This window comes from Nocardioides sp. Soil777 (assembly GCF_001428425.1).
Lineage (GTDB): Bacteria > Actinomycetota > Actinomycetes > Propionibacteriales > Nocardioidaceae > Nocardioides > Nocardioides terrigena.
The window spans coordinates 98,988-110,563 of the sequence record NZ_LMSN01000015.1 but is presented as its reverse complement, the minus strand read 5'-3'; the positions used below and the strand labels follow the sequence as shown (position 1 = coordinate 110,563).

Genomic DNA, 11,576 nt, shown 5'->3' with positions numbered 1-11,576 from the left:
CAGCGACCAACTCGTCCCCAACTACCCAGCGGGGGCCCGCGAGACTACCCAGGCGGAGGCGCCGAACCACAAGATCCAGGACGCATGGGAGCCCCCGGCGCGGATGCGCCGGGGGCTCCTGTGGTGGTGCGGTGTCAGTCGACCGTCACTCGGGGCCGGTGGCCCGGGGGACGTCGGTCGGCCCGTCGGAGTCGTCGGGACCCTCGCCCTCGACCGGGACCGCGATGTCGAGCGACTCGGCGCCCACGTCGGCGGTCTCGAACGGCGGCAGGTCGGGCAGCGCCGAGACCTTCTGGCCCTGGAAGGTGAAGGTCGCGGACGGACCCTCGCCCTCGACGTCGACCAGCACGATCTGACCGGGGCCGATCTCGCCGAAGAGCATCTTCTCGGCCATCACGTCCTCGATCTCGCGCTGGATCGTGCGACGCAGCGGCCGCGCACCCAGCACCGGGTCGAAGCCCCGCTGGGCCAGCAGGTTCTTGGCCGGCTGGGTCAGCTCGAGCTGCATGTCGCGGTCCTTGAGCCGGAGCTCGACGCCCGCGATCATGTTGTCGACCATCGAGACGATCTGCTCCTGCGACAGCGGCGGGAACACGATGATCTCGTCGACACGGTTGAGGAACTCGGGCTTGAAGTGCTGCTTGAGCTCCTCGGAGACCTTGCTCTTCATCCGGTCGTAGGACCCGGCCTCGCCCGACTGCTGGAAGCCGAGGTTGACGCCCTTGGCGATGTCGCGGGTGCCGAGGTTGGTGGTCATGATGATGACGGTGTTCTTGAAGTCGACCACCCGGCCCTGCGAGTCGGTCAGGCGACCTTCCTCGAGGATCTGCAGCAGGCTGTTGAAGATGTCCGGGTGGGCCTTCTCGACCTCGTCGAACAGCACCACCGAGAACGGCTTGCGCCGGACCTTCTCGGTGAGCTGGCCGCCCTCCTCGTAGCCGACGTAGCCGGGAGGCGAGCCGAAGAGTCGCGACACGGTGTGCTTCTCGCCGAACTCGCTCATGTCGAGCTGGATGAGCGAGTCCTCGTCGCCGAACAGGAAGTCGGCGAGCGTCTTGGACAGCCACGTCTTGCCGACGCCCGAGGGCCCGGCGAAGATGAACGACCCGCCGGGACGCTTGGGGTCCTTGAGTCCGGCACGCGTACGACGGATGGCGCGGGAGAGTGCCTTGACGGCCTCCTCCTGGCCGATCACGCGCTTGTGGAGCTCGTCCTCCATGTTGAGCAGGCGCGTCGACTCCGCCTCGGAGAGCTTGACGATCGGGATGCCGGTCGCCACGGCGAGCACCTCGGCGATGAGCTCCTCGTCGACCTCCGCGACCTCGTCCATGTCGCCCGAGCGCCACTGCGACTCGCGCTCGGACTTGCGGGCGATCAGCTGCTTCTCCTCGTCACGCAGGCGCGCGGCGGCCTCGAAGTCCTGGCCGTCGATCGCGGCCTCCTTGCGCTGGCGCACGTCGGCGATCTTGTCGTCGTACTCACGCAGGTCGGCCGGGGCCGTCATGCGACGGATGCGCAGGCGCGAGCCCGCCTCGTCGATGAGGTCGATCGCCTTGTCCGGCAGGAACCGGTCCGAGATGTAGCGGTCGGCCAGGGTCGCGGCCGAGACGAGCGCCTCGTCGGTGATGGTCACCCGGTGGTGCGCCTCGTAGCGGTCACGCAGGCCCTTGAGCATCTCGATGGTGTGCGCGATCGAGGGCTCCTGCACCTGGATGGGCTGGAAGCGGCGCTCGAGGGCGGCGTCCTTCTCGAGGTACTTGCGGTACTCGTCGAGCGTGGTGGCACCGATGGTCTGGAGCTCACCACGGGCCAGCATCGGCTTGAGGATCGAGGCCGCATCGATGGCGCCCTCGGCCGCACCGGCACCGACGAGGGTGTGGATCTCGTCGATGAAGAGCACGATGTCGCCGCGGGTGCGGATCTCCTTGAGGACCTTCTTGAGGCGCTCCTCGAAGTCACCGCGGTAGCGCGAGCCCGCGACCAGCGCACCGAGGTCGAGGGTGTAGATCTGCTTGTCCTTGAGCGTCTCGGGCACGTTGCCCTTGACGATGTCCTGGGCCAGGCCCTCGACGATGGTCGTCTTGCCGACGCCGGGCTCGCCGATGAGGACGGGGTTGTTCTTCGTGCGGCGCGACAGGATCTGCATGACGCGCTCGATCTCCTGCTCGCGCCCGATGACCGGGTCGAGCTTGCCCTCGCGGGCGGCCTGGGTCAGGTTGCGGCCGAACTGGTCGAGGACCAGCGAGCTCGACGGCGCCTCGGAGGACGAGCCGCCGGTGGCCGCGCCGGACGCGGCCGACTCCTTGCCCTGGAAGCCGCTGAGCAGCTGGATGACCTGCTGGCGGACCCGGTTGAGGTCGGCGCCGAGCTTCTGGAGGACCTGGGCGGCCACGCCCTCGCCCTCGCGGATCAGCCCGAGCAGGATGTGCTCGGTGCCGATGTAGGAGTGGCCGAGCTGGAGCGCCTCGCGCAACGACAGCTCGAGCACCTTCTTGGCGCGTGGCGTGAAGGGGATGTGGCCGGACGGGGCCTGCTGGCCCTGGCCGATGATCTCCTCGACCTGGGCGCGCACTGCCTCCAGGGAGATGTCGAGGGACTCCAGCGCCTTGGCCGCGACGCCTTCGCCCTCGTGGATCAGCCCGAGCAGGATGTGCTCGGTGCCGATGTAGTTGTGGGAGAGCATGCGGGCCTCTTCCTGGGCCAGCACGACAACTCGCCGGGCTCGGTCGGTGAACCGCTCGAACATGTGCGCTCCTTGCTCCGTCTGTGCGTCCGCGAGACCACCGTCAGACGGTGGGCGGACAGTGGGCTCAACGCCCGACTCCACCCTACGTGTTCCCGGTCGCGCAGCGGAGGCGTCCGCTCTCAGCGAACACCCGCGAGGCGACCGACGTCCACCCTTCGTCCACACCGGTCGCAACGTGCCGGCCCGGGCGCGACGGCCGGGCGGGAATCACACAGGCAGTGCAACCGCGACCGGAAAAGAGCAATGGCCGACGAGCATGGGTGAATTGTCAAGGAATCAATGACACGGCGCCGCACTCCCGGACGGGAATGCGGCGCCGAGTGGGAAGCGAATTCAGTGCGCGGCGTCGTACGCCTGCTGGACGTCGGCGGAGATGCGTCCGCGCTCGGAGACGTCCATGCCCTGGGACTTGGCCCATTCGCGGACGTCCTTGGTGTTGGAGGCGCCGGACGACGAGGCGGCGGAGCCGGTACGGCGACCGCGGCGGGCGCCACCGGTGACCTTGCGCGCGTGGCCGACGTAGCCGCTCAGGGCCTCACGCAGCGCGGCGGCGTTGCCGTCGTTGAGGTCGATCTCGTACGACGCGCCGTCGAGGCCGAACGAGACGGTCTCGGTGGCCTCTGAGCCGTCGAGGTCGTCGACCAGGATGATGTTGACCTTTTGTGCCACGTTTTCCTTCTTCCAGAAGACGAGCATTACTACTCGGGGGTGTCAGGAAGGTACTCGCGCGCAATTCACAAAAGCAAATAGCCGCGCCAAATGGTATTGACCATTGGCTATTGCCGGAAGGCAGAGAAATTCAGGAGTTGCGCTCATAGACGAGGCGCAGTCCCTGGAGCGTGAGCCACGGGGCGTGCTCGGTGAAGCAGTCGCACTCGTCGAGCAGCAGCGTCGCGAGGTGACCGGTCGCGATGACGGTGACGTCGGCGACCGCGACGCCGAGCTCGGCGATCATCCGGTCGACGATGCCCTCGACCTGCGCGGCGACGCCGAAGATCATGCCGCTCTGCAGTGCCTCGACGGTGTTCTTGGCAATGACCGAGCGGGGCCGGGCCAGCTCCACCTTGCGCAGCTGGGCGCCACGGCGACCCAGGGCCTCCAGCGAGATCTCGATGCCGGGGGCGATGGCGCCACCGATGTACTGGCCGGCACCGCTCACCACGTCGAAGGTCGTCGCGGTCCCGAAGTCCACGACGATCGCCGGGCCGCCGTACAGCGTCGCTGCGGCGAGAGCGTTGATGATGCGGTCGGCACCCACCTCGCGCGGGTTGTCCATCAGGACCGGGACCCCGGTGCGCACGCCGGGCTCGACGACGACGCTGTGCGCCTGCGGGAAGTGGCGGGCCATCATGTCGCGCCACTCGTGCAGCACCGCCGGGACGGTCGCGCACACCGAGATGCCGCTGATCCCGGTGGCGTCCACGTCCGCGAGCAGCCCCCGCACCAGGACGGCCCACTCGTCCGACGTACGCCGCTCGTCGGTGGCCACCCGCCAGTGGTGGGCCACCTCCTCGCCGTCGAAGAGGCCGAGGAAGGTGTGGCTGTTGCCGATGTCGGCCGCGAGGAGCGTCATCTCAGGAGTCCGTGGCGCTGTCGTCGACGAGGTCCATGCCGAGGTCGAAGACCACCACGCTGTGCGTCAGGGCCCCCACCGAGATGTAGTCGACGCCCGTCTCGGCGACCGAGCGGGCACGCTCGAGGGTGAGGCCGCCGGACGCCTCGAGGATCGCCCGACCGCCGGTGATCCGGACCGCCTCGGCCATCGTCGCGTCGTCCATGTTGTCGAGCAGGACCCACTCCGCCCCGACGTCGAGCAGGGCCCGCAGCTGGTCGAGGTCGGTGACCTCGCTGATGATCGGGAGTCCGGGGTACGCCGCCCGCACGGCCTCGATGGCCGGCACCACTCCCCCGGCCGCGATGACGTGGTTGTCCTTGATCATCGCCTTGTCGGCCAGGCTGAAGCGGTGGTTGACGCCACCGCCGCAGCGCACGGCGTACTTCTGCAGCGCCCGCCAGCCCGGCATCGTCTTGCGGGTGTCGAGGACCCTGGCCCCGGTGCCCTCGAGGACCGCGACCCAGCGGCTGGTGGCGGTGGCGACCCCGGAGAGGTGGCTCGCGAAGTTGAGGGCGGTCCGCTCGGCGGTGAGCAGGCCGCGGGTCGGGCCGGCGACGTGCAGCACCACGTCGCCCGCATCCACGTGGGTGCCGTCGGGGACCCGGCCGGTGATCGTGACCGCGTCGCCCATGACGTAGTGGAAGACCATCGCGGCGAGCGCGAGACCGGCCACGACCCCGGGCTCGCGGGCCGCCCAGTCGGCGCGGCCGGTGGCGTCGGCCGGGATCGTCGCGACGCTCGTCGTGTCGTCCGCACCGTCGGGGAGGTCCTCGGCGAGGGCGCGGGCGATGTCGGCGTAGACCTGCTCGGGGTCGAGCCCCGCGTCGCGGACCTCGGCGAGCAGCTCCGGCGGGAGGGCGTCGTACGGCGTGGGGGTCATCGCTGCTCCGCGGTGGGGGTGGACGGGTCGGTCGAGGGGGCGGCGACGAAGTCCTGGCGGAGCACGCCGTCGACGAGGCGGCTGTCGACGTGCCCGGCCCACGCGACGTCGTCGCGCTCGGGGAAGTCCTCGCGCCAGTGGGAGCCGCGGGTCTCCTCGCGGAGCAGCGCGGCACCGGCCAGGGCGGTGCTGAGGGAGAGCAGGTTGGTCGTCTCCCACCCGTCGACGCCGGGGACGTCGCGGCCGTCGACGCCCAGACCGGACAACCCGTCGAGGGCGGCTCCGATGCCGTCGGCCGAGCGGAGCACGCCGACCCGGGTCGTCATCAGCTCTTGCAGCGGACGGCGGCGGTCCCCGGCGACGAGCCCGTCGGGACGCGGGTCGGCGGTGACCGGGTCGGCCCAGGGGCGGAGCTCGCCGGGCAGGACCGCGGCGATCCGCCGGGAGAAGACGAGCCCCTCCAGCAGCGAGTTGGAGGCCAGCCGGTTGGCGCCGTGGACGCCGGAGCAGGCCACCTCCCCGGTGGCGTAGAGGCCGGGGACGTCGGAGCGGCCGTCCAGGTCGGTGGCGACCCCGCCGGAGGCGTAGTGCTGGGCCGGGGCGACCGGGATCAGGTCGGTCACCGGGTCGATGCCGTGCTCGCGGCAGACGGCCAGGATCGTGGGGAACCGGCGCTCCCAGAAGGCGGCCCCGAGGTGACGGGCGTCGAGCCACATGTGCGGCCGGCCGGACTCGATCATCCGTCGGGTGATCGCCTTGGCGACCACGTCGCGAGGCGCGAGGTCGGCGAGCTCGTGCTGTCCCTGCATGAAGCGGGCGCACTCCCAGTCGACGAGGAAGGCCCCCTCGCCGCGGACCGCCTCGGAGATCAGCGGCTGCTGTCCCTGCGAGTCGGGCCCGAGGTACATCACCGTGGGGTGGAACTGGACGAACTCGAGGTCGCGCAGGGTCGCTCCGGCCCGCAGCGCCAGGGCCATCCCGTCACCGGTCGAGACGCTCGGGTTGGTCGACTGGGAGAAGACCTGGCCGAGGCCGCCGGAGGCCAGCACGACCGCCCGGCAGTGCACGGCCCCGACCCCGTCGCGCTGGCCCTCGCCGAGCACGTGCAGGGTGACCCCGGCGACGCCGCCGTCGTCGGAGCGGAGCAGGTCGACGGCCAGGGCGTGCTGGATGACCTCGATGGCCGGTGCCCGCTCGACGGCCGCGATGAGGGCCCGCTGGATCTCGGCGCCGGTGGCGTCGCCGCCGGCATGGGCGATGCGGTCGCGGTGGTGGCCGCCCTCACGGGTCAGCGACAGCTCGCCGTCGGGGTGGTGGTCGAAGACGGTGCCCAGGTCGATCAGCTCGCGGACGGCGTCGGGCCCCTCCGTCACCAGCACCCGGACCGCCTCCTCGTCGCAGGCACCCGCGCCGGCGACCAGGGTGTCGTGCAGGTGCTGCTCGGGGGTGTCGCCGGGCCCGAGCGCGGCCGCGATGCCGCCCTGGGCCCACTGGGTGGAGCCGGCGTTGAGGACGTCCTTGGTGACGACGAGCAGCGACAGCGAGCTGTCCTCGGCGTGGATGCGCAGCGCGGCGGTCAGCCCGGCGATGCCGGAGCCGATCACCACGACGTCGGCCCGGGTGGTCCAGCCCGGGTCGGGCGCCCGCAGGCGCTGGGGAAGCGTCACCGTGGACGTCGACTGCATCAGCGCAGGCTAGCGGGACAGGACGTCGCCGCGGGTCAGCGACGGGTCCCCGAAGGTCTCGGCGGGGTCGTAGCCGGTGGCCATCACCTTGTTGTCCGCGTCCACGAACACCACCGAGGGCGTGAGCTCGCGGGCCTCGGCGTCCTCGACCTGCGCGTAGGCGATGAGGATGACGGTGTCACCGGGGTGCACCAGGCGGGCCGCGGCACCGTTGATGCCGATCACGCCCGAACCGCGCTCGCCGGCGATCGTGTAGGTCTCCAGCCGGGCGCCGTTGGTGACGTCGACGATGTGGACGAGCTCGCCCACGAGCAGGTCGGCGGCGTCGAGGAGGTCCTCGTCCACGGTCACCGAGCCGACGTAGTGGAGGTCCGCCTGGGTGACGGTGGCCCGGTGGATCTTGGACTTCATCATCGTGCGCAGCATCAGCTGCTCCCTTCTCGAACGGCACTGCTCTGGGTGGTCGGGCCCCCGGTGGGGGTGCCCGCCTGCGGGAGGGTGTCGAAGACGATGGGCATGTTGTCGATGAGCCGGGTGGTGCCGACGCGGGCGGCCACCAGGATCCGGCCCTCGCCGTGCGCCGGCGGCTCGCCGAGGTCGACGCCGGTGAGCGCGAGGTAGTCGAGCTCGACGGTCGGCTCCGCCTTGAGGACCCGCATCGCCGCCCAGCGCGCCGAGGGGACGCCGTACGACGCCCGCTCCTGCGCCGCCCGCAGCGCGCGGCTGAGCGCGACCGCGGCGGTCCGCTGGTCGGCGTCGAGGTAGCGGTTGCGGCTGGAGAGGGCGAGGCCGTCGGCCTCGCGGACGGTCTCGGCGCCCACGACCTCGACCGGCAGGCAGAGGTCGCCGACCATCCGGGTGATCAGCGCGAGCTGCTGGTAGTCCTTCTGGCCGAAGACCGCGACGTCGGGCTGCACCAGGCCGAGCAGCTTGGCGACGACGGTGAGCACCCCGGTGAAGTGACCGGGTCGGCTCTCGCCGTCGAGGATTTCGCCGAGCCGGCCGGGGTCGACGGTGACGCCCCGCTCGCTGCGCACGCCGTGGGGGTAGACCTCGTCCACGGACGGCGCGAAGACCACGTCGACGCCCTCGGCCGCACAGACCTCGAGGTCGGCGTCGAGGGTGCGCGGGTAGCGGTCGAGGTCCTCACCCTCACCGAACTGGAGCGGGTTGACGAACACGCTCACCACCACGGTGTCGGCGTGCTCGCGCGCGGTGCGCATCAGGCTGGCGTGCCCCTCGTGCAGGGCACCCATGGTCGGCACCAGGGCGACGCGGCCGGGCCGCTGCGCGCGCCAGGACCTCAGCTCCTCGCGGGTGGACGCGAGGACGGGAGTAGCGGTCATCGACGTGAGGACCTCGGCCGGGCCGCCGGAGCGCCCTGGTGGTCGAGCGGGCCCTGCTGGTCGAGCGGGGTCGGGACCTCCGCGGCGTCGAGGACCGAGGCCAGCTTGGCCGCACGGATGGGCAGCACCCGACCGTCGAGGACGACGCGCTCGAGGGTCGCGCGGGCCATCGCGACGTACGACGGGAGCGTGTGCGGGGCGGTCGCCGCGATGTCGGCGAGGTGGGCACGCACGGTCTCGACGTCGCCGCGGACGATCGGCCCGGTGAGGGCGGAGTCGCCCTGCGCGAGGGCGTTGTCGAGGGCCGCGGTGAGCAGCGGGCGCAGGGTGTCGGCGGGGCTGACGGCGTCGCTGCCGTCACTGGTGACGTCCATGGCCTGGGAGAGCAGCTCCATCGCCTGTGTCACGAGGGTGACCAGGTGGTTGGCGCCATGGGCGAGACCCGCGTGGTAGAGCGTGCGGCGGTCCTCGGGCACCCACATGGTGCGACCGCCGAGGTCGGCGACGAGCCGCTCGGTGAGCTCACGCTCGGCGTCGCCGGCGGTGACACCGAAGACGCAGCCCGCAAGGCGGGGCAGGTCGACCTCGGTGCCGGTGAAGGTCATCGCCGGGTGCAGCGCGATGACGCGCGCACCGACGGCGGCGGCCGGCTCGAGGACGGCGAGGCCGTGGCGACCGGAGGTGTGCACGACGTACTGCCCCTCCCGGATCGCGCCGGACGCGCTCAGCATCGCGACCACGTTGGGGAGCATGTCGTCGGGGACGGTGAGCAGCAGGAGGTCGCAGGACCGGGCGACGTCGGAGGGCTTCGCGAGGGGCACGCCGGGAAGCAGTGCGGCGCTGCGCCGGCGGGAGGCGTCGGATTCGCCGGCGACGGCCACGATCTCGTGGCCCGCGCGGCCGAGGGCGGCGGACAGGGTCGCGCCGACGCGACCGGCGCCGATGGCGCCGACCCGCAGGCCCGTGCTGGGCTGGGTCATCTGGTGCGAACCTCTCGTTTCAGTCCCGCTGCCCCCCGATGGGGCAGGTTGGGTACCGCTCGATGTGCTCGTGACTGCGACGAGAGTACGCCCGGCGAAACGGCCGTGTGAACAGTCGGTGAACGTGACCTACCCGACACCGACGTGGTGGTCGGCGGGCGCCGACCGTCCGGGATGAGCGGTGTCAGGCGCGCAGGTGCAGCTTGGCGTGGTCGGGGTCATCGACGGCGAAGGGGCGCGGGGCGCGCGGCAGCCACGCGTGCGTGACGTGGTCGACGACGTGCACCCCGGCAGGGGCGACGATCTCGGTGACCCCCTCGGGGACTTCGCCGTTGTTGAGCGCGTTGAATACCGTCCACTCGCGGCGCTTGCGCCGGTTGCGGATGCTCGTCGCGAACGACGCCGGGTCGGTCCAGTGCGCGAACTCGTCACCGTCGAGGTACTTCAGCTCGACGACGAGGCCCTGCGGCAGCGCGAACATCCGGAACGTCTCGGGCGTCGTACGGATCTCCCACTCCGGCGCCTTGGAGTAGACGAAGTCCGGGCTCATCGGGAAGCCCCACTCCTCGATGTTGCGCAGGCCGAGGTCGAGGTACGCCGTGGTGTCGTCCTTGATGTAGAGGCCGTGGCGCGGGATGCGGACCACGGCGTCGGTCATCCCGATCTGCCACGACAGGTCGGCCAGCGAGACCTCGCCCTCGGTGGTGAGGACCATGTCGCCGTCCCACTTCCACGAGTAGCGGGTCCGGACGTGGCTGAAGCACCAGTTGTAGAAGTAGGCCAGCGAGTGCACCGACCGCTCGTTGACGGCCAGGTGCTCGGCGCCGGCACGGGCGACGGAGAAGGGGTACTCCGCGAGCGTCAGCCTGTCCGGCAGACCGGCGTCCGCGGCCGCGGCCCGCGCCGCCTCGCCCGTGCCGTCGTCGGACCCGTTGTCGACGACGAGCACGTGGTCGCAGGCCCGCAGCAGCGGCGGCAGCACGAAGCGCATCGAGGGCGCCTCGTTCTTGACCCGGAGCACGGCGGTGGCGCCGCGACGCAGGCCGCCCTCCCGGTTCCAGGGCCAGACGATGTCGAAGTCGGTGTGCCCCTCGAGGTTGCTGAGGCCGCGGCCGGAGCCGATGGGGATGCTCATCCCTGGGACCGCTCCCGACCGAGCGCCTTGCGTACGCCGCGGCGTACGGACGGCGGGATCTTGGCGCGCACGTCGTGCGGGATCTTGTCGGCGAGGCCAGCGGCCGGGGCCGGCTGGTCGGCGCCCGCCGCCTGGGCACCGGCGATCCGGGCCGCGACGACCGACGACTTGCTGATCGCCTCGGCCTCCTCGTAGAGGTCGGTGTAGGCGTCGCGGAGCTCGTCGAGGGTGGCATGCACGTCGGTGGTGTCGCCGTCGGGCTCGGCGAGCTTGTTGAGCTCCTCCCACGTGGTGGCGGTCAGCTCGTGCAGCCGCGGCGGGAGGCCGAGGTCGTCCAGGCTCTGGGTGACCCGCCGCAGGTTGGGGTCGATGAAGCGGTGGACCTCGCGGATCTGGTCGCTGCGGGTGTGGATGATGGTCTGGAGGTCGAGGGACCGGCCGACGTGCATGGTGGTCTTGACCCAGTCGGTGAGCAGGTCCTCGTAGCGGACGAAGACCCGGGCGCCGCCGGCGTTCTCGCGGGTCGCGCGCTCGGTGTGGAGCAGCATGTTGAGCCAGCTGGCGGCGAGGTGCGAGGCGCCGAGCTTGTTGGCGTAGTACTTCTGCTTGCTGCCCACGACCTCGGCCGGGGGGCGCAGCATGGTGGCGAAGACGGGGGTCGCACCCGTGCGGATGGCGGCCACCCGCCACAGGCCGATGAACCAGCTGAGCCGCGGGTCCTTGACGACCAGCTCGGGGTGGACGTCGAAGTGGGGCTCGAGCCACTCGGCGACCCGGATCCGGGCCGGCTCGCGGGTGGAGATGCGACCGGTCTCGAACCACGCGTTGGGCCGGCTGTCGCTCACCTGGACGCCGGCCTCCTTGAGGAGCCGGTCGTGGAGGTCGACGACCCACTGGGGCTCGCTGAAGCCGCGGGGGTTGGACGCGTCGGCGGGGACCTCGGGCAACGGGACGTGCATGCCGAGCAGGCTGGTGATGCCGGCCATCGTGGAGGTGCCGCTGCGACCGGCCCCGGCGACGAACAGCACCTTGCGGGGCACGCCGTCGGGATTCATCTCGTCGATGGCCCGGGCCTGCCGCTGCGTCGTCGATCCGGCCGCCGACCCGATGGTCGATCCGGCCGTCGCTCCGGTGGTCCCGCTCGCCTCAGTCACGGTCGGTGAGCCTACAACTCGTTACTGTCCCCACC

The 11,576-nt window shown here is 71.4% G+C and carries 10 protein-coding genes; all 10 read right to left on the bottom strand.

Going from position 1 to position 11,576, the window contains the following annotated elements:
• Window positions 1-145 precede the first annotated feature (145 nt).
• The 10 genes from ASG88_RS11230 to ASG88_RS11185 all read right to left on the bottom strand — a co-directional run bounded on the left by ASG88_RS11230 (window position 146) and on the right by ASG88_RS11185 (window position 11,541).
• Window positions 146-2,746 (bottom strand): ATP-dependent Clp protease ATP-binding subunit, encoded by a 2,601-nt coding sequence (locus ASG88_RS11230; RefSeq protein WP_056887526.1) that lies wholly within the window; start codon window positions 2,744-2,746, stop codon window positions 146-148.
• Window positions 2,747-3,079: 333 nt separating this feature from the next.
• Complete coding sequence (locus ASG88_RS11225) at window positions 3,080-3,415, bottom strand: histone-like nucleoid-structuring protein Lsr2 (RefSeq protein ID WP_056887833.1); 336 nt, start codon at window positions 3,413-3,415, stop codon at window positions 3,080-3,082.
• Between the two features lie 130 nt (window positions 3,416-3,545).
• Window positions 3,546-4,319: a type III pantothenate kinase gene (locus tag ASG88_RS11220; protein ID WP_056887525.1), complete on the bottom strand. Its 774-nt coding sequence runs from the start codon at window positions 4,317-4,319 to the stop codon at window positions 3,546-3,548.
• A gap of 1 nt (window position 4,320) precedes the next feature.
• Window positions 4,321-5,241 carry a carboxylating nicotinate-nucleotide diphosphorylase gene (nadC, locus tag ASG88_RS11215; protein WP_056887524.1) on the bottom strand — a complete coding sequence of 307 codons (921 nt, stop codon included), beginning with the start codon at window positions 5,239-5,241 and terminating at the stop codon, window positions 4,321-4,323.
• Entirely contained in the window at window positions 5,238-6,926 is a 1,689-nt protein-coding gene (locus ASG88_RS11210; RefSeq protein ID WP_056887523.1) for an L-aspartate oxidase, read from the bottom strand. Before ASG88_RS11210 ends, nadC begins: the two co-directional genes overlap by 4 nt.
• Window positions 6,927-6,935: 9 nt before the next feature.
• Window positions 6,936-7,352 carry an aspartate 1-decarboxylase gene (gene panD / locus ASG88_RS11205; RefSeq protein ID WP_056887522.1) on the bottom strand — a complete coding sequence of 139 codons (417 nt, stop codon included), beginning with the start codon at window positions 7,350-7,352 and terminating at the stop codon, window positions 6,936-6,938.
• The gene (gene panC / locus ASG88_RS11200) at window positions 7,352-8,272 is read right to left on the bottom strand and encodes a pantoate--beta-alanine ligase (protein WP_056887521.1); all 921 of its coding nucleotides are present in this window, start codon (window positions 8,270-8,272) and stop codon (window positions 7,352-7,354) included. Before panC ends, panD begins: the two co-directional genes overlap by 1 nt.
• Window positions 8,269-9,252 (bottom strand): Rossmann-like and DUF2520 domain-containing protein, encoded by a 984-nt coding sequence (locus tag ASG88_RS11195; RefSeq protein WP_082600297.1) that lies wholly within the window; start codon window positions 9,250-9,252, stop codon window positions 8,269-8,271. Before ASG88_RS11195 ends, panC begins: the two co-directional genes overlap by 4 nt.
• Before the next feature lie 184 nt (window positions 9,253-9,436).
• On the bottom strand, window positions 9,437-10,387 hold the full coding sequence (locus ASG88_RS11190; RefSeq protein WP_056887520.1) for a glycosyltransferase: 951 nt from the start codon (window positions 10,385-10,387) through the stop codon (window positions 9,437-9,439).
• Entirely contained in the window at window positions 10,384-11,541 is a 1,158-nt protein-coding gene (locus ASG88_RS11185; protein ID WP_056887519.1) for a sulfotransferase family protein, read from the bottom strand. Before ASG88_RS11185 ends, ASG88_RS11190 begins: the two co-directional genes overlap by 4 nt.
• Window positions 11,542-11,576: the final 35 nt, after the last annotated feature.